Source organism: Streptomyces sp. NBC_01244 (genome assembly GCF_035987325.1).
GTDB lineage: Bacteria > Actinomycetota > Actinomycetes > Streptomycetales > Streptomycetaceae > Streptomyces.
The window spans coordinates 5,152,813-5,170,366 of sequence record NZ_CP108488.1; the positions used below are offsets into that span (position 1 = coordinate 5,152,813).

Annotated in this window: 14 protein-coding genes; 8 read left to right on the forward strand and 6 right to left on the reverse strand. The window is 70.3% G+C overall.

What is annotated here, in order from left to right; translation table 11 throughout:
• Window positions 1-49 precede the first annotated feature (49 nt).
• Entirely contained in the window at window positions 50-976 is a 927-nt protein-coding gene (locus OG247_RS23230) for a Yip1 family protein (RefSeq protein ID WP_327254059.1), read from the reverse strand.
• A gap of 278 nt (window positions 977-1,254) precedes the next feature.
• Here OG247_RS23230 and OG247_RS23235 point away from each other — a divergent pair, with 278 nt between their 5' ends.
• A complete protein-coding gene (locus tag OG247_RS23235; RefSeq protein WP_327254060.1) occupies window positions 1,255-2,349 on the forward strand; it encodes a hypothetical protein in 1,095 nt (364 codons plus the stop codon).
• 180 nt (window positions 2,350-2,529) lie between these two features.
• On the opposite strand, the gene OG247_RS23240 is transcribed toward OG247_RS23235, so the two are convergent.
• Window positions 2,530-4,908 carry a 4Fe-4S dicluster domain-containing protein gene (locus tag OG247_RS23240; protein ID WP_327254061.1) on the reverse strand — a complete coding sequence of 793 codons (2,379 nt, stop codon included), beginning with the start codon at window positions 4,906-4,908 and terminating at the stop codon, window positions 2,530-2,532.
• A gap of 207 nt (window positions 4,909-5,115) precedes the next feature.
• A complete protein-coding gene (locus OG247_RS23245) occupies window positions 5,116-5,652 on the reverse strand; it encodes a sugar transferase (RefSeq protein ID WP_327254062.1) in 537 nt (178 codons plus the stop codon).
• A 227-nt stretch (window positions 5,653-5,879) separates the two neighbouring features.
• On the opposite strand from OG247_RS23245, the gene dnaK reads away from it, so the two are divergent.
• The 4 genes from dnaK (at window position 5,880) to OG247_RS23265 (ending at window position 10,133) form a co-directional block, all read left to right on the forward strand.
• Window positions 5,880-7,730, forward strand: coding sequence for a molecular chaperone DnaK (gene dnaK, locus OG247_RS23250; RefSeq protein WP_327254063.1), 1,851 nt, complete (start codon window positions 5,880-5,882; stop codon window positions 7,728-7,730).
• Window positions 7,730-8,428, forward strand: coding sequence for a nucleotide exchange factor GrpE (gene grpE / locus OG247_RS23255; protein WP_327254064.1), 699 nt, complete (start codon window positions 7,730-7,732; stop codon window positions 8,426-8,428). The genes dnaK and grpE overlap by 1 nt, the downstream gene beginning before the upstream one ends.
• 63 nt (window positions 8,429-8,491) lie before the next feature.
• Window positions 8,492-9,679, forward strand: coding sequence for a molecular chaperone DnaJ (gene dnaJ / locus OG247_RS23260; RefSeq protein ID WP_327254065.1), 1,188 nt, complete (start codon window positions 8,492-8,494; stop codon window positions 9,677-9,679).
• Between the two features lies 1 nt (window position 9,680).
• Window positions 9,681-10,133 carry a heat shock protein transcriptional repressor HspR gene (locus OG247_RS23265; protein ID WP_327254066.1) on the forward strand — a complete coding sequence of 151 codons (453 nt, stop codon included), beginning with the start codon at window positions 9,681-9,683 and terminating at the stop codon, window positions 10,131-10,133.
• A gap of 157 nt (window positions 10,134-10,290) precedes the next feature.
• On the opposite strand, the gene OG247_RS23270 is transcribed toward OG247_RS23265, so the two are convergent.
• Entirely contained in the window at window positions 10,291-11,334 is a 1,044-nt protein-coding gene (locus OG247_RS23270; protein WP_327254067.1) for a helix-turn-helix transcriptional regulator, read from the reverse strand.
• A 282-nt stretch (window positions 11,335-11,616) separates the two neighbouring features.
• Between OG247_RS23270 and OG247_RS23275 the strand changes: the two genes are divergently transcribed.
• Complete coding sequence (locus OG247_RS23275; RefSeq protein ID WP_327254068.1) at window positions 11,617-11,928, forward strand: (2Fe-2S)-binding protein; 312 nt, start codon at window positions 11,617-11,619, stop codon at window positions 11,926-11,928.
• A gap of 168 nt (window positions 11,929-12,096) precedes the next feature.
• Here the strand turns inward: OG247_RS23275 and OG247_RS23280 are convergent, their stop codons facing one another.
• Entirely contained in the window at window positions 12,097-12,543 is a 447-nt protein-coding gene (locus OG247_RS23280) for a pyridoxamine 5'-phosphate oxidase family protein (protein WP_327254069.1), read from the reverse strand.
• A gap of 110 nt (window positions 12,544-12,653) precedes the next feature.
• On the opposite strand from OG247_RS23280, the gene clpB reads away from it, so the two are divergent.
• Window positions 12,654-15,254, forward strand: coding sequence for an ATP-dependent chaperone ClpB (gene clpB, locus OG247_RS23285; RefSeq protein ID WP_327254070.1), 2,601 nt, complete (start codon window positions 12,654-12,656; stop codon window positions 15,252-15,254).
• Window positions 15,255-15,474: 220 nt separating this feature from the next.
• On the forward strand, window positions 15,475-16,032 hold the full coding sequence (locus tag OG247_RS23290; RefSeq protein WP_327254071.1) for a YbjN domain-containing protein: 558 nt from the start codon (window positions 15,475-15,477) through the stop codon (window positions 16,030-16,032).
• 62 nt (window positions 16,033-16,094) lie between these two features.
• Here OG247_RS23290 and OG247_RS23295 read toward each other — a convergent pair whose 3' ends face one another.
• Entirely contained in the window at window positions 16,095-17,282 is a 1,188-nt protein-coding gene (locus OG247_RS23295; RefSeq protein WP_327254072.1) for a mannosyltransferase family protein, read from the reverse strand.
• Between the last annotated feature and the right edge of the window lie 272 nt (window positions 17,283-17,554).

A 17,554-nucleotide genomic window follows, 5' to 3' on the forward strand; every position in this document is an offset into this window, starting at 1 on the left:
CCGCACGGTGTTCGTGTGGCGGGCCCCTCCTTGCGTCCGTGCGCGTCCGCTAGATCGTGCCCAGCTTGATGATCGACAGCAGGGCGACCAGCTGGATCGCCGACGCGCCCAGGGCCTTCGGCCACGGCAGGTCGTGCGACTTGCTGACCAGGGCGGTGAAGAGCGCTCCGGCCGCCACCCAGGTGGCCCAGCCCAGGATCTGGACGAGCATGTTGTCGCCGCCCAGGAACATGGCGAACAGCAGGCGCGGTACGTCCGTCAGGCTCATGACCAGCATCGACAGGCCCACCGTGGGCTGCCACGATCCGTCGCCGCCCAGCTGGCGGGCCAGCGTGTGGGTGACGGCGCCGAGGACCAGGCCGCAGATCACGAAGGCCACGCCCGCCGAGAGCACGATCGGGAAGGCGTTGGGGAGGGTGGCGTTGATGACGTCGTTGCGGGTGTCGTCGAGGCCGAAGACGGCGAGGAGGCCGTAGAGGAAGGTCACGATCAGCGCCGGCCCCCAGACGGCGTAGTCGCGCATCTGCAGGAAGGTCTGGCCCGGGCGCGTCACGATGCCGCGGAGCAGTTCCTTCCACGGCAGCCGCGGACCGGCGGGGGCGGCGGCCTGGGTCCCGCCCGCCTGGTAGGTCCCGCCCTGGGTGTACGGGTACGGGTCCTCGCCGATGGAGAAGGCCTGGGTGTAGCCCGGGGAATCGCCCGGGCCGCCGGCTCCCTGGCCCGGACCCGGGCCGGGGGGATGGCCGTAGCCGTATCCCTGGCCCTGGCCGGCGTTGCCGCCGTGCGGGTCGAAGTATTCGGGCTCGCCGTGGCCCCCGGGAGCGGCCTGCTGCGGCCACTGCTGGGGTGCGTAGGGCTGCTGGCCGTACGGCGGCGGCGCCTGGGGCGCCTGCTGCTGACCGTACGGCTGCTGCCGCGGGGGTTGTTGCGGGGTGCGGTTGTTGTCCCGGCCGCGTCCGATCCTGAATCCAGCCACGTGATCGAAAGTACCCGCTCCCGGGCGGCAGGGTGGCCGGGCCGGGGGAAGAAGCCCCCTTTGCGGCTGAGCTGTGACATCCCCTAGGGGGTACCTGGAGGGCCTTCTCGGGGTCGGTCCGGGAAGGGGCCGGGGTGGGTTCCGGGTGGGTTACGTGGCTGCGCGGCAGTCTGCTGACTCCTGTTACATCTCCGACGGAATACGGACATACCGGCTCCGTAGCTTCGTAGACGTAGCCACCGCCACGAAGCACGAACGAGCACGAGAAGAGCCCCGTCATGCGTAGTCCGCACCGTCGTACCACCCTCCGTACCGCCGCAGTCGTGGCCGGTGCGGCCGCCGTCCTCGCCCTTCCGGTGGGGTCCGCCTTCGCGGATTCCCCGGCAGCACCGGACCCGCAGGTCCTGCCCGGCGTCGAGCAGCCGTCCGTGGACCCGCAGCAGCCGCAGGTGGACCCGAGCGTGCCGCCCACCACGCCGCCGACCGTCCCGCCGACCACGCCGCCGACCGTCCCGCCGACCACGCCGCCGACCGTCCCGCCGACCACGCCGCCGACCACGCCGCCCGTGAAGCCTTCGGTCCGGGACTACGTCACGACCGTGAAGCTGGCCGACGGATCGGTCGCCAAGATCTACAAGTTCGGCGGCGGCCACTTCGAGGCCGATATCTTCGCCGGTGGCACCAAGCTGGACACTCTGGTCAGCAAGGGTGGCGAGGCGGCCTACGGCCAGAACAACGGGCTGCACGTGGTCCTCCAGCCGAACGGCACCGTCACCTCGTGGGTCGAGGGCGCGACCAAGCCGGTCGAGAAGCCGAAGCCCAATCCGAAGCCGAAGCCGGTGGAGAAGCAGGAGAACTCCGTTCAGGTCGCCATGCCCGACGGGCGCAACGCGCGGCTGATCGACGGGCCGAACGGCAAGCGCGTCGAGCTGTCGATGCCGAACGGGAACATCCTCGGGAGGATCGACCTGAAGCACCCGACCGCGACGAACGACGGCTGGACGTACAAGCTCGTCCAGGACGGGAAGCGCGTGAAGTTCGTCGTCATCGACGGCAAGAGCGGTGGCAACAGCTGGGTCTACGACTTCAGCAGCGGCAAGCTGATCGAGACGTACAAGGTCGCCAAGGGCGGCACCAAGGACACCAAGAGCGTCAAGCCGGTAGAGAAGGTCGAGAAGGTCGAGAAGAAGGCCGTCGAGCGGGTCGTGCCCAAGGGCGGAGTGAAGGCGGGCGCCGAAGGCATGGTCCCGGTGGCGGCGGAGACCGACGCGCAGACCCCGCTGCTGCTGGCCGCCGGCGGGGGCATGGCCGCGGTGGGTGCGGCCGGGCTGGGCTTCGCGATGCTGCGCCGCAGCCGGAGCGAGCGGTCCTGACCGCGCTCTGCCGGGGCGGCCGGGCGGCGGCCTGTGCGGCGGCCCGTGCGGGGAGCTTTCCCCCACCCCGCCCCTTCCCGAAACCGGGGCTCCGCCCCGGACCCCGACCCCGTACGCCGGAACGGCCCGCCCCCACGGGGGACGGGCCGTTCCGGCGTTCAGCGTTCGGTGCCGCGCGGGCTACTTCGCCTCGGCGTCGCTCTCCGGCTCCGCCGGGGTGTCCGCCTTCGGCTCGGGCGCCTTGACCTCAGCCACCGGCTCGGGCTTCGCCTCGACGACCGGCTCGGGCTCGGGCTTCGCCTCGACGACCGTCTCCGGCTCGGGCTCGACCTCCGGCTCCGCCACAGGCTCCGGCGTCTTCACCGAGTCCAGCAGCAGCTGCGCCACGTCCACCACCGTGACGTGTTCCTTCGCCTGGCCCTCGTTCTTCTTGCCGTTCACCGAGTCGGTGAGCATGACGAGGCAGAAGGGGCAGGCGGTGGAGACGATGTCCGGGTTCAGGGACAGGGCTTCCTCGACGCGCTCGTTGTTGATGCGCTTGCCGATCCGCTCCTCCATCCACATCCGCGCGCCGCCCGCGCCACAGCAGAAGCCCCGCTCCTTGTGGCGGTGCATCTCCTGCTGGCGCAGGCCCGGCACGGCCGACATGATCTCGCGCGGCGGCGTGTAGACCTTGTTGTGCCGGCCCAGGTAGCACGGGTCGTGGTACGTGATCAGCCCGTCGACCGGGGTCACCGGCGTCAGCCGACCCTCGTCGATCAGGTGCTGGAGCAGCTGCGTGTGGTGGATGACCTCGTACTCGCCGCCCAGCTGCGGGTACTCGTTCGCGATGGTGTTGAAGCAGTGCGGGCAGGTGGAGACGATGCGCTTCGCCGACTTCGGCTTCTTGGTCGACTCGTCCTCGTCATCCTCGCCGAACGCCATGTTCAGCATCGCGACGTTCTCCTGGGCCAGCTGCTGGAACAGCGGCTCGTTGCCCAGGCGGCGCGGGGAGTCACCCGTGCACTTCTCGTCGCCGCCCATGATCGCGAACTTGACGCCCGCGATGTTCAGCAGCTCGGCGAAGGCCTTCGTGGTCTTCTTCGCGCGGTCCTCGAGGGCGCCGGCGCAGCCGACCCAGTAGAGGTAGTCGAACTCGGAGAGGTCCTCCGCGTCCTTGCCGATGATCGGGACCTCGAAGTCCACCTCCTTGGTCCACTCGACGCGCTGCTTCTTCGCGAGGCCCCAGGGGTTGCCCTTCTTCTCCAGGTTCTTGAGCATCGTGCCCGCCTCCGACGGGAACGCGCTCTCGATCATCACCTGGTAGCGCCGCATGTCGACGATGTGGTCGATGTGCTCGATGTCCACCGGGCACTGCTCGACGCACGCGCCGCAGCTCGTGCAGGACCACAGGACGTCGGGGTCGATGACCCCGTTCTCCTCGGCCGTGCCGATCAGCGGGCGCTCGGCCTCGGCGAGGGCAGCGGCCGGGACGTTGGCCAACTGCTCGGGCGTGGCCTTCTCGTTGCCCTCCATGTCCTTGCCGCCGCCGGCCAGCAGGTACGGGGCCTTGGCGTGCGCGTGGTCGCGCAGCGACATGATCAGGAGCTTGGGGGAGAGGGGCTTGCCGGTGTTCCAGGCCGGGCACTGCGACTGGCAGCGGCCGCACTCCGTGCACGTGGAGAAGTCGAGGATGCCCTTCCACGAGAACTGCTCGACCTGAGAGACGCCGAAGACGTCGTCCTCGCCCGGGTCTTCGAAGTCGATGACCTTGCCGCCGCTGGTCATGGGCTGGAGCGCGCCCAGCGCGACCGCGCCGTCGGCGTTGCGCTTGAACCAGATGTTCGGGAAGCCGAGGAAGCGGTGCCAGGCCACACCCATGTTGGTGTTGAGCGAGACGACGATCATCCAGATCAGCGAGGTGCCGATCTTGATCATCGCGGTGAAGTAGATGGCGTTCTGCAGCGCGCCGAGCGACATGCCCTTGAAGGCGAGCACCAGCGGGTACGAGACGAAGTACGCCGGCTCGTACGAGTCCACGTGGTGGATCGCGCCTTCGAGGCCGCGCAGGCACAGGATCGCGAGGCCGATGGTCAGGATGATGTACTCGACGAAGTACGCCTGCCAGGCCTTCGAGCCCGCGAAGCGCGACTTGCGGCCGGCCCGCGAGGGCAGCGACGCGAGGCGGATCCCCATCAGGACGAGGATGCCGAGCACGGTCATCAGGCCGATGAACTCGGTGTAGAACTCGAACGGCAGGAAGCCGCCGATGATCGGCAGCACCCAGTCGGCCTGGAAGAGCTGGCCGTACGCCTGCACCAGCGTCGGCGGCAGCGTCAGGAAGCCGATCGCGACGAACCAGTGCGCGAAGCCGACGAGGCCCCAGCGGTTCATCCGGCTGTGGCCGAGGAACTCCCGGACCAGGGTGATCGTTCGGGACTTCGGGTCGTCCGTACGGCTGCCTGCCGGTACGGGCTGGCCGAGCTTCACGAAGCGGTAGATCTGCGCCACGGCTCGGGCGAGCAGCGCGACGCCGACCACGGTCAGGACCAGCGACACGATGATCGCGGCGAGTTGCATGGGAGGGCTCCTCGGGCGGCACTTACTAAGCGGTAACTTATCCAGTCAAGGCTTGAGGTTACCCAGTCCCGACGCCGCAATGTAGCCGAGCGCGCGGTGATCTGCGTCGCTCGCCCCCGCCACGACGGGCCGCGCCCCCACCGGGTCCCCATCGGGTCCCCGCCACGTCCCGCCGAGTCCGCGCCGCGTCCGCGCCCGGTCCCCGCCTCAGAGCCGCCCGTGCCGCCAGGCCGCCCGCGGGGTCTGCGCGAGGATCGCCAGGTCCATCCCCAGCCAGTGGTTCTCCACATAGTGCCGGTCCAGCAGGTCCATCTCCTCCCACGGCAGGTCCGAACGTGCGCTCACCTGCCACAGTCCGGTCATCCCGGGCCGTACGAGGAGCCGCTCGGGCCGGTCCGACGCGCTGTTTCCGGGTCGCGGCCCGACCAGCGACATCTCGCCCCGCACCACGTTGAGCAGTTGCGGCAGCCGGTCCAGCGAGCACCGCTCCAGCGCCGCCCCGGCCCGGCCCTTGCCCGCGCGCAGCCGCCACGCCCGGTAGGGCCGCCCGGCCAGGCCCGCCGCCGGTTCGCGTACGAGGACACCCGCGCCCTGGGTCGCGTACAGCAGGGCCGCGGTCAGCAGCAGCGGTACGAGCAGCACCCCGATGAGGAACGCCGCTCCGGCGAGGTCGAGCACCCGCTTGGCCGAAGGCCTGGCCGGCCAGGGCGCTGGCCGGGCGGGGAGGCGTAGCAGCAGAGGCATGCCTGCACCGTGCCGTACGCCTCCGGCGACGGGGCGGTGCCGCGCGGCCGTGGTGCCCCGTTCGGGTGCGGCGCCGCTGGATCTTGCCTGCGGCCGCCTGGTCGGCGCGGCGGTTGCGCGTAAGCGCAGCCTAAAGGTTGAGTCCCCTCGACTCACCTCTGTTGACACCTGTGGAGCGGTGCGGCACTCTTGAGTCTGTTCCACTCAAGTCAGCTGGAGGAATCAAAATGGCACGTGCGGTCGGCATCGACCTGGGCACCACTAACTCCGTCGTCAGCGTTCTGGAAGGCGGAGAGCCCACCGTCATCACCAACGCCGAAGGCGCCAGGACCACGCCGTCCGTCGTCGCCTTCGCCAAGAACGGCGAGGTCCTCGTCGGCGAGGTGGCCAAGCGCCAGGCGGTCACGAACGTGGACCGGACCATCCGCTCCGTCAAGCGCCACATGGGCACTGACTGGAAGATCAACCTGGATGGCAAGGACTTCAACCCGCAGCAGATGAGCGCCTTCATCCTGCAGAAGCTGAAGCGCGACGCCGAGGCGTACCTGGGTGAGAAGGTCACGGACGCGGTCATCACCGTCCCGGCCTACTTCAACGACTCCGAGCGCCAGGCGACGAAGGAGGCCGGCGAGATCGCGGGCCTGAACGTCCTGCGTATTGTCAACGAGCCGACGGCCGCCGCCCTGGCCTACGGCCTTGACAAGGACGACCAGACCATTCTCGTCTTCGACCTCGGTGGCGGCACCTTCGACGTGTCCCTCCTGGAGATCGGCGACGGCGTCGTCGAGGTGAAGGCCACCAACGGTGACAACCACCTCGGTGGCGACGACTGGGACCAGCGCGTCGTCGACTACCTGGTGAAGCAGTTCCAGAACGGCCACGGCGTCGACCTGTCCAAGGACAAGATGGCGCTCCAGCGTCTGCGCGAGGCCGCCGAGAAGGCGAAGATCGAGCTGTCCTCCTCCACGGAGACCTCGATCAACCTGCCGTACATCACGGCTTCCGCCGAGGGCCCGCTGCACCTGGACGAGAAGCTCACGCGCTCGCAGTTCCAGCAGCTCACCGCGGACCTGCTCGACCGCTGCAAGGCCCCGTTCCACAACGTCATCAAGGACGCGGGCATCAACCTGTCCGAGATCGACCACGTGGTCCTGGTCGGCGGCTCCACCCGCATGCCGGCCGTCGCCGAGCTCGTCAAGGAGCTCACCGGCGGTCAGGACGCCAACAAGGGCGTCAACCCGGACGAGGTCGTCGCCCTCGGCGCGACCCTCCAGGCGGGCGTTCTCAAGGGTGAGGTCAAGGACGTCCTGCTCCTCGACGTGACCCCGCTGTCCCTGGGTATCGAAACCAAGGGCGGCATCATGACCAAGCTCATCGAGCGCAACACCACGATCCCGACCAAGCGGTCCGAGATCTTCACGACGGCCGAGGACAACCAGCCGTCCGTGCAGATCCAGGTCTACCAGGGTGAGCGCGAGATCGCGGCGTACAACAAGAAGCTCGGCATGTTCGAGCTGACCGGCCTGCCGCCGGCCCCGCGTGGCGTCCCGCAGATCGAGGTCTCCTTCGACATCGACGCGAACGGCATCATGCACGTCACGGCCAAGGACCTCGGCACGGGCAAGGAGCAGAAGATGACCGTCACCGGCGGCTCTTCCCTCGCCAAGGACGAAGTCGACCGCATGCGCCAGGAGGCCGAGCAGTACGCGGACGAGGACTCCCGCCGCAAGGAGGCGGCCGAGTCCCGCAACCAGGGCGAGCAGCTCGTCTACCAGACGGAGAAGTTCGTCAAGGACAACGAGGACAAGGTCCCGGCCGACGTCAAGGAAGAGGTCGAGGCCTCCATCGCCGAGCTGAAGGAAAAGCTCAAGGGCGAGGACGCTGCCGAGATCCGCACCGCGACCGAGAAGCTCGGTGCCGTCAGCCAGAAGCTCGGCCAGGCGATCTACGCCGACGCCCAGGGCGCCCAGGCCGCCGGTGGCGCGCCGACCGGTGACGCCGGCCAGGCCGACGCCAACGACGACGTCGTCGACGCCGAGATCGTCGACGACGAGAAGCCGAAGGGTGGCGCTGCCTGATGTCGGAGGAGACCCCGGGCTTCGACGAGAAGCCCGAAGTCCCCGCCGACGCCGCGCCTGACGACGCCGCCGAGCCGAAGGCCGCAGCTTCCTCCAAGGAGGAGGCCGCGGCCCCGGCCGGGGACTCCGGAGCAGCACGAGACGCCCAGTCCGCCCAGGACAGCGGTGCAGCTCTCCTGGCTCAGCTGGACCAGGCCCGTACCGCGCTCAGCGAGCGCACCGCGGACCTCCAGCGGCTCCAGGCGGAGTACCAGAACTACCGCCGCCGGGTGGAGCGGGACCGGATCGCCGTCAAGGAGATCGCGGTCGCGTCCCTCCTGACGGAGCTCCTCCCGACCCTGGACGACATCGGCCGGGCGCGGGAACATGGCGAACTGGTCGGCGGCTTCAAGTCGGTGGCCGAATCGCTGGAGACCGCCGCGGCCAAGATGGGCCTGCAGCAGTTCGGCAAGGAGGGCGAGCCCTTCGACCCGACGATCCACGAGGCCCTGATGCACTCGTACGCGCCGGACGTCACCGAGGACACCTGCGTGGCGATCCTGCAGCCGGGGTACCGCATCGGCGAGCGTACGATCCGTCCCGCACGGGTCGCGGTGGCCGAGCCCCAGCCGGGCACGGCGCCGAAGTCCGAGGCGGCGGAGGGCGCGTCCGCGGCCGACCCGTCGGACGAGGACGCGGATGCCCCCGACAAGGGCTGACGTTGCGGCGCCCTTTGCACGACACGCAGGACAAGAAGTAGCGCGAGAGGAGGGACACCGAGGATGAGCACGAAGGACTTCGTCGAGAAGGACTACTACAAGGTCCTCGGTGTCCCGAAGGACGCCACCGAGGCCGAGATCAAGAAGGCGTACCGGAAGCTCGCCCGCGAGTTCCACCCGGACGCCAACAAGGGCGACGCCTCGGCCGAGGAGCGCTTCAAGGAGATCTCCGAGGCGAACGACATCCTCGGTGACGCCAAGAAGCGCAAGGAGTACGACGAGGCCCGCGCCCTGTTCGGGAACGGTGGCTTCCGCCCCGGTCCCGGCGGGGGCGGCGGCTCGTTCAACTTCGACCTCGGCGACCTCTTCGGAGGCCAGCAGCAGGGCGGCGCGGGCGGCGGCTTCGGCGGCGGCGGACTGGGCGACGTCTTCGGCGGCCTGTTCAACCGCGGCGGCGCCGGCGCGGGTGCGGGTACCCGTACCCAGCCGCGCCGCGGCCAGGACATCGAATCGGAGGTCACCCTCTCCTTCACGGAGGCGGTGGACGGGGCCACGGTCCCGCTCCGGATGTCCTCGCAGTCCCCCTGCAAGGCCTGTTCGGGCACCGGCGACAAGAACGGCACGCCCCGCGTGTGCCCGACCTGCGTCGGCACCGGCCAGGTGTCCCGCGGCAGCGGCGGCGGCTTCTCGTTGACCGACCCCTGCGCGGACTGCAAGGGCCGCGGCCTCATCGCCGAGACCCCGTGCGACATCTGCAAGGGCAGCGGGCGGGCCCGCAGTTCCCGGACCATGCAGGTCCGGATCCCGGCGGGGGTCTCCGACTCCCAGCGGATCCGGCTGCGCGGCAAGGGGGCTCCGGGCGAGCGCGGCGGCCCGGCCGGTGACCTGTACGTGGTCGTGCACGTGGACGCGCATCCGGTCTTCGGCCGCAAGGACGACAACCTCACGGTGACCGTTCCGGTGACCTTCGCGGAGGCGGCGCTGGGAGCCGACATCAAGGTCCCGACCTTGAACGGCCCTTCGGTGACGCTGAAGCTGCCCCCGGGCACCCCGGGCGGCCGCACGATGCGGGCCCGCGGCAAGGGAGCGGTCCGCAAGGACGGCACCCGCGGCGACCTGCTGGTGACGGTGGAGGTGGCCGTCCCGACCGAGCTGAACGACAAGGCCCGCGAGGCCATGGAGCTGTACCGCGAGGCGACGGAGTCCGAGGACCCGCGTTCCGCGTTGTTCGAGTCCGCGAAGGGAGCATGACATGGACGGCCGCCGCAGGAGCCACTACCAGCTCACCGATGAGACCCCGGTCTACGTGATCTCGGTGGCCGCCCAGCTCTCGGGCCTGCATCCGCAGACCCTGCGCCAGTACGACCGCCTCGGCCTGGTCTCCCCGGGCCGTACGGCCGGGCGCGGCCGGCGCTACTCGGCCCGTGACATCGAACTGCTCCGCACGGTGCAGGCGCTGTCCCAGGAAGAGGGCATCAACCTGGCCGGCATCAAGCGGATCATCGAGCTGGAGAACCAGGTCGCCGCGCTCCAGCAGCGCGTGGCCGAGCTCTCGACGGCCGTCGACGGAGCCGCGGCCGTCCTCCAGCAGCGCGAGGCCCAGGTGCACGCCTCGTACCGGCGCGACCTGGTCCCGTACCAGGCTCCGCAGCCGGGCAGTGCCCTGGTCGTCTGGCGGCCGGCGCCGAAGCGGCCGCTGGACTGAGCGGGCTCCGGCAGGACCCGTACGCCGGTACGCCGGCGGGACGCCCCCCTGCGCGCGGGCCCCGCCCGGACCCTTCCCGAAGGGCCTGGGCGGGGCCTCTGTGCGTGTCCGCAGGCCGCATCCGTCCCCACCACCCGTCCGCGTCCCTCGGCGTCCGTCAGCGCGGCTCCAGCACTCCCTCGGCGTCTCCGGGTCCCGAGTCGTGCAGGATGCCGGATTCGGCGATGAGGTAGCCCAGCTGGGCCCTGCTGCCGCTGCCCAGGGCGGTGGCCAGTTTGGCGATGTGCGCGCGGCAGGTGCGCACGTTCATGCCCAGCCGCCGGGCGATGGCCTCGTCGACGTGCCCCTCGATGAGGAGGTGGGCGATGGAGCGCTGCACTCCGGAGATCCCGTCCGGGCTGTGCGTGTACGTGACCTTGTCGTTCAGTGGTACGGCCCTGCGCCACAGCTGCTCGAAGACCTTGATGAGGTACTCGATCAGTCCCGGGTGCCGCAGTTCCAGGGCCACCCGCCGGTCGTGACTCGCGGGGATGAAGGCCACCGTGCGGTCGAAGATCATGAGACGCTCGATCAGCTCCTCCAGCGTGCGGATCTCCACCTTGCCCGCGGAGATCCTGTCCACGTAGGCGAGCGTGCCCTGGCTGTGCCGCACGGTGTGCTGGTAGAGCGTGCGGATCTTCACCCCGCGGTCGATCATCGGCGAGGCCCGCTCCAGGGACTGGCTGAGACTGAACGTCGGCCGGGCGCCACCCGGCTGGACGGTCAGGGCTTCGGTGTGACACTCGGCGGTGGCCAGATCGATGGCGGCGTTGATCTGGTCGAGTCCCTCCAGCACCGTGATGGCGTGGGTGTTGGCGGGGCTCTGGGCGCTGAGGGCGAGGAACGGCTCGAAAGCGTCGGTGAGATCCACGGCGGTTCGCCTGCGGTCCTGGATCTCGCGCTCGATCGGGTGGAGCCGTTGGGCGAGTGCGACGGACGGGGGAACCGCGCGCAGCTGGTTCGCGTCGTCCGGGTCGGGGCGCAGCAGAGCGAATTCGAGCAGGCAGGGGGCGTTCTTGACTTCACCGCGGGCGATGCGGCCGGCGCTCAGGGCCGCTGCGTAGAGTCGGGTTCCCTCGACGCACAACTCCGTGACGGGGTGGTGATGCGTCGGGTTTGTTGTGCTTTGCGGCAAATCTCCACCCCCCAGGGTCCTGAACATGTAAGAACATGATGCATCGTCCCTGTGGCACTGACGTGCCTGAATGAGCCATCGTCTGTCAGTGCGGGGGAGAAGATTCCATCAAGTGAGGACGAAGCCGACCATGTATAAGAGAATGCTTCGCTCGGCGCTTGCCGTTGTTTTCTCCGTCGTCGCGATCTTTGGGGCAGTCGCCACCGTCAACGGGGACACGGGAAGCGCTGGTACCAGTGCGATTTCGCCCGCCGAGAAGAAGGTCGGGAACGACTTCGGCTGGGAAACCATCCCTGCGCGGGTTTCCTGATGACCCCCGACGACCACGGATTCCGCCGTGAAATGGCATCGGCCTACCGCTCCGGCTGGCAGTTCATCGATCTCACCACTGCCATTCCTTACGCCGGTGACTCGCTGAAGGTCACCCTCTTCGGCCAGCCCATCGTCGTGGTGCGGGAAGAGGACGAGGACGTCCGCGCCTACCGCTGTCTGCGTCGTCCCCGGGGCGCGCCGCAGCCCGTCCGCTGCGAGATCCGGTACGGCATGGTCTTCGTCAATCTGGACCAGCGTGATCACCAACTTTTCGAGCCCGACTCCGCCGCCACCCCCCGCAGTGCCTGAAGCGATTCCCCTGTCGTCGCAGATCGCTCAGGCACTACCCCCACACAGCGACGCCATCGTGGACCTGACCACGATGGCGTCGCTGTGATGTCCGTGTCCAGTGGTTGAACCGGACATCGTTGAACGGGACACGGCCGGACCGGGCACCACCGGACCGGGCGCCGCCGGCTATGCGCGCCCCATGGCCCGGTCCAGGGCGATCTCCACGACCACCCGGTCCGGGTTCGGCGAAGGCATCCGCCCGTACCGCTCCGCGTAGCGCCGTACCGCCTCCGCGACCGCGGCCTCGTCCGTACGGACCACCGCGCGGCCCTCCAGGGTCGCCCAGCGCCGCCCCTCCAGCTGGCACACCGCCACCCGGGCCCCGCCCTGCGGGCCGCCCTGCGACGCCAGCACGTTGCGGACCTTCTTGCTGTGCTTGTTGCTGATCACCCGTGCCAGCCCGGCTTCCGGGTCGTAGGTCACGCCCACCGGGACCACGTGCGGGCTGCCGTCGGGACGGTGCGTGGTCAGCGTGCAGATGTGCCGCTCCCGCCAGAAGGCGAGGTACTCCGGCGTCGGGTTGAGTACGTCTTGGGTCGGGCGGGCCGTGCCGGCCGGGATGGGAGTCGACATGCGCGAAGGGTACGTCGCGCCACCTTGAGTGGAATAGACTCAACTTTGTGCAGGTTGCTCATGTAAAGCACACGCAGTAGGGAACCGAAGCAGGAAGGGAGAAGCCGCCCGTGGATGCGGAGCTGACCAACAGGAGCCGGGACGCGCTGAACGCGGCCACGACCAGGGCCGTCAAGGACGGGCACGCGGATCTGACGCCCGCGCACCTGCTGCTGGCGCTGCTCGCCGGCGAGGACAACGAGAACATCACCGATCTGCTCGCCGCGACCGACGCCGACCAGGCCGCCGTACGCGCCGGGGCGGACCGTCTGCTGGCCGCCCTGCCCAGCGTCACGGGCTCCACGGTCGCGCCCCCGCAGCCCACCCGCGAGCTGCTCGCCGTCCTGGCGGAGGCCGACGCGCAGGCCGGGAAGCTCGGCGACGAGTACCTCTCCACCGAACACCTGCTCATCGCCATCGCCGCCAAGGGCGGCGCGGCCGGTGAGCTCCTTTCCGCACAGGGCGCGACCGCGAAGAAGCTGCGGGGCGCCTTCGAGAACGCAAGAGGAGGGCGGCGGGTGACCACCCCCGACCCCGAGGGCCAGTACAAGGCCCTGGAGAAGTTCGGCACCGATTTCACGGCGGCCGCCCGCGAGGGCAAGCTCGACCCGGTCATCGGCCGTGACCACGAGATCCGCCGCGTCGTCCAGGTGCTCTCGCGCCGTACGAAGAACAACCCGGTGCTCATCGGCGAGCCCGGCGTCGGCAAGACCGCCGTCGTCGAGGGCCTGGCCCAGCGCATCGTCAAGGGCGACGTCCCCGAGTCCCTGAAGAACAAGCGGCTGGTCTCCCTGGACCTCGGCGCGATGGTGGCCGGTGCCAAGTACCGCGGCGAGTTCGAGGAGCGCCTCAAGACCGTCCTCGCGGAGATCAAGTCCAGCGACGGCCAGATCATCACCTTCATCGACGAGCTGCACACGGTCGTCGGAGCGGGCGCCGGCGGGGACTCCTCCATGGACGCGGGCAACATGCTCAAGCCCATGCTGGCCCGCGGCGAGCTGCGCATGGTCGGCGCGACCACCCTCGACGAGTACCGCGAGCGGATCGAGAAGGACCCGGCGCTGGAGCGGCGCTTCCAGCAGGTGCTGGTGGCGGAGCCGAGCGTCGAGGACACCATCGCGATCCTGCGCGGGCTCAAAGGCCGCTACGAGGCCCACCACAAGGTCGTCATCAACGACAGCGCGCTCGTCGCCGCGGCCACCCTCTCCGACCGCTACATCACCTCCCGGTTCCTCCCCGACAAGGCCATCGACCTCGTCGACGAGTCCATGTCCCGGCTCCGCATGGAGATCGACTCCTCCCCGCTGGAGATCGACGAGCTCCAGCGCTCGGTCGACCGCCTGCGCATGGAGGAGCTGGCCCTGAACAACGAGTCCGACCCGGCCTCGCGCGAACGCCTCGACAAGATCCGCAAGGACCTCGCGGACAAGGAGGAGGACCTGCGGGGCCTGACCGCCCGCTGGGAGAAGGAGAAGCAGTCCCTCAACCGGGTCGGCGAGCTCAAGGAGCGCCTGGACGACCTGCGCGGCCAGGCCGAGCGCGCCCAGCGCGACGGGGACTTCGACACCGCCTCCAAGCTCCTCTACGGAGAGATTCCGGCCCTGGAGCACGAGCTCGCGGAGGCCACCGAGGCCGAGGCCGAGGTCTCCAAAGACACGATGGTCAAGGACGAGGTCGGCCCGGACGACATCGCGGACGTGGTCGGCGCCTGGACGGGCATCCCGGCCGGCCGCCTCCTGGAGGGCGAGACCCAGAAGCTGCTCCGGATGGAGGAGGAGCTGGGCCGCCGCCTGATCGGCCAGGGCGAGGCCGTGCGCGCCGTCTCCGACGCCGTGCGCCGCACCCGCGCGGGCATCGCGGACCCGGACCGGCCGACCGGCTCGTTCCTCTTCCTCGGGCCGACCGGCGTGGGCAAGACGGAGCTGGCCAAGGCCCTCGCGGACTTCCTGTTCGACGACGAGCGGGCCATGATCCGCATCGACATGTCGGAGTACGGCGAGAAGCACAGCGTGGCCCGCCTCGTCGGCGCGCCGCCCGGCTACGTGGGCTACGAGGAGGGCGGCCAGCTGACGGAGGCCGTCCGCCGCCGCCCGTACAGCGTCGTCCTCCTGGACGAGGTCGAGAAGGCCCACCCCGAGGTCTTCGACGTCCTGCTCCAGGTCCTCGACGACGGCCGCCTCACGGACGGCCAGGGCCGCACCGTGGACTTCCGCAACACCATCCTGATCCTGACCTCGAACCTGGGCAGTCAGTATTTGAGTGGGCACAGCCTGATGGATCCGTCCACAGGTGTGGACGAGATCAAGGCCAAGGTCCTGGACGTGGTGCGGGCCTCCTTCAAGCCGGAGTTCCTCAACCGCCTCGACGACCTCGTGGTCTTCTCCGCCCTGAGCGGGGCCGAGCTGGCCCACATCGCCGAGCTCCAGATCGGCCGCCTGGCCAAGCGGCTCGCCGAACGCCGCCTGGCCCTGGACGTCACCCCCGAGGCCCTGGCCTGGCTGGCGGACAAGGGCAACGACCCGGCGTACGGCGCCCGCCCCCTGCGCCGCCTGATCCAGACGGCCATCGGCGACCGCCTGGCCAAGGAGATCCTCGCGGGCGAGATCCGCGACGGCGACACCGTCCGCGTCTCCGTGGCGGGCGACGGCCTGCTGGTGGGCAAGGCGCTGTAGCCACCCGGTCCTGTCGCCGGCCACCCGGCCCTGTCACCCGGAGTGACAAGGCGCTGCAATCCGCCGCAATACCGCCTCAGCCGGGTCCCGGAATCCCCGGGGCCCGGCTTACCCGGGCCCTACTCCTGTCCGCCCTGCGCGGATCGGGCCCTTCCGGGGTGGACACGGGGTGGGCGCGATGGGGGAGGATGGCCGCATCCGCACGAAGGGAAGTCACACGGTGAGCATCGACCCGGCCTCGATTCCGAACTTCGGAGGGCAGCAGCCCGATCCGCAGGCCACTGGACCGGCGGGCCCCGTCGTCCCCGACCAGGATCTGGTCAAGCAGCTCCTGGAGCAGATGGAGCTCAAGTACGTCGTCGACGACGAGGGTGACCTCGCGGCGCCGTGGGAGGACTTCCGCACGTACTTCATGTTCCGCGGTGAGGACGAGCAGCAGGTCTTCTCCGTGCGGACGTTCTACGACCGCCCGCACAAGATCGAAGAGAAGGCTCAGCTCCTCGAGTCCATCGACGACTGGAACCGCCGCACGCTGTGGCCCAAGGTCTACAGCCACACGCACGACGACGGCTCCGTCCGCCTGATCGGCGAGGCGCAGATGCTGATCGGCACCGGCGTGAACCTGGAGCACTTCGTGTCCTCCACGGTCAGCTGGGTCCGCGCGTCGATCGAGTTCGACAAGTGGCTCGTCGAGCAGTTCGGGCTGGAGAAGGAAGTCGACTCCGCCGACGAGAAGGCCGACGGCGAAGGCGAAGACGGCGACAGCGAGACCAACTAGGTCCCTCTGGGTCCTCAGGTCCCTCTGGGTCCTCTAGGTCCTCGCGGTCCGCGTCCGACCCCTCACGGCGCCACTCCGGACACGAGCAGCAGGTACGGCCCGTATCCGTACGAGAGCCCGGCCAGCACCCCGGTCACCACGACCGCGGTGCGCGGCCGGGCTTTCGCCATGAGAGCCACGGCCGGCAGCAGCAGCGGGAACGCGGGCAGCAGGAAGCGCGGCTTCGATTCGAAGAAGCCCGCGCCGCCGTAGGTCATCACCAGCAGCACGCCCGTGTACACGAGCAGCGGCAGCGGGATCCTCCGGTCGGCCGCCAGCAGCCCGGCGAGCACCAGGGCGGCCGTCAGCAGCACCACCGTCACCGTCGTGGCGAGCTCCACCTGCCCGATGCCGGACAGCGCGTGCCGCGCGGAGCGCAGCGCCCCCGCGCCGAAGTCGAAGCGCGAGCCCCAGCCGCTCTGGACGGCGAAGTAGCCGCCGAGCGGATCCCCCCGGCGCACGCCGACGAGCAGGACGTACGAGGCCCAGCCCGCGGGAGCGGCCAGCCCGGCGGCCCACACCGCCGCGGGCGCGCGGCCCCGGCGCCGGCAGATCTCGTACGCGGCGGCCGCCGTCACGGCCGCGGCGACCGCGATGCCGGTGGGCCGGGTCAGCCCCGCGAGGACGGCGAGCCCCGCCGCCCAGCCCCAGCGGCCGCGCAGCAGGGCGTACAGGGCCCAGGCGGCGAAAGCGGCCAGCAGGGGCTCGGTGTAGGCGAGGGTCAGCATCAGGGCGTGCGGCAGCACGGCCCACAGCGCGACGAGCAGCACCCCGGCGCGGGCCCCCAGCAGGTGCTCCCCGACCCGGTACACCCCGACGGCGGCCGCGCCCGCCGCGATCCAGGCCACGGCCAGCGCGGCGACGGTCAGGGAGCCGGGCAGCACGGCGGAGGCGCAGCGGATCAGGGTGGGGTAGAGCGGGAAGAACGCGGAATCGCTCTGCACGGACCCGATGCCGGGATAGATCTGGGTCCGCCCGTACCCGTACTCGGCGATCCGCAGGTACCAGACGGAGTCCCAGGACTCCCCGAGCACCCGTACGGGGCTGCGCCCGGTCCACCAGGCCGCCAGGGCCACCGCCAGCACCCCGGCCCCGCGCAGGGCCGCGTACAGCCCGAGCGCGAGGAAGGCGCCCGGGATCCGGCCGGACCGGCCGGTGCGCCGCGCGGGCCGCGCGGGCAGTGCGCCGTTGGACAGCGTTTCCGTCGCCATGCGTCCCGACTCTCTGGGGGCTCCCGGTCGGGGTCGCCACGATGGAGGAACACTACGATGCCAGGGCCGCCGGGCCCCCGGGAGCGACCTCGGCCCGTGGTGACCGGCGCCCGCGCCCGTCTCAGAGCCGCCGCAGGCGCTCCACCGCTTCCTCCAGGACGTCGGTGCGCTTGCAGAGGTGCAAGAAAAACGCACCTACAGGCAACGTGCTCACTAGCTCCTCCTTGAGGGGGGCTAGGCGCCCCGTAGACGGCCGGAGCCCGCGTATGGGG

Excerpts from the sequence above, each read along its gene's own strand:
- OG247_RS23275 (WP_327254068.1), top strand. The coding sequence starts at position 11,617 with ATGACCCCCGACGACCACGGATTCCGCCGTGAAATGGCATCGGCCTAC.
- OG247_RS23240 (WP_327254061.1), bottom strand. The coding sequence starts at position 4,908 with ATGCAACTCGCCGCGATCATCGTGTCGCTGGTCCTGACCGTGGTCGGC.
- dnaK (WP_327254063.1), top strand. The coding sequence starts at position 5,880 with ATGGCACGTGCGGTCGGCATCGACCTGGGCACCACTAACTCCGTCGTC.
- OG247_RS23270 (WP_327254067.1), bottom strand. The coding sequence starts at position 11,334 with ATGTTCAGGACCCTGGGGGGTGGAGATTTGCCGCAAAGCACAACAAAC.
- grpE (WP_327254064.1), top strand. The coding sequence starts at position 7,730 with ATGTCGGAGGAGACCCCGGGCTTCGACGAGAAGCCCGAAGTCCCCGCC.
- OG247_RS23235 (WP_327254060.1), top strand. The coding sequence starts at position 1,255 with ATGCGTAGTCCGCACCGTCGTACCACCCTCCGTACCGCCGCAGTCGTG.
- OG247_RS23295 (WP_327254072.1), bottom strand. The coding sequence starts at position 17,282 with ATGGCGACGGAAACGCTGTCCAACGGCGCACTGCCCGCGCGGCCCGCG.
- OG247_RS23245 (WP_327254062.1), bottom strand. The coding sequence starts at position 5,652 with ATGCCTCTGCTGCTACGCCTCCCCGCCCGGCCAGCGCCCTGGCCGGCC.
- OG247_RS23280 (WP_327254069.1), bottom strand. The coding sequence starts at position 12,543 with ATGTCGACTCCCATCCCGGCCGGCACGGCCCGCCCGACCCAAGACGTA.
- OG247_RS23265 (WP_327254066.1), top strand. The coding sequence starts at position 9,681 with ATGGACGGCCGCCGCAGGAGCCACTACCAGCTCACCGATGAGACCCCG.
- dnaJ (WP_327254065.1), top strand. The coding sequence starts at position 8,492 with ATGAGCACGAAGGACTTCGTCGAGAAGGACTACTACAAGGTCCTCGGT.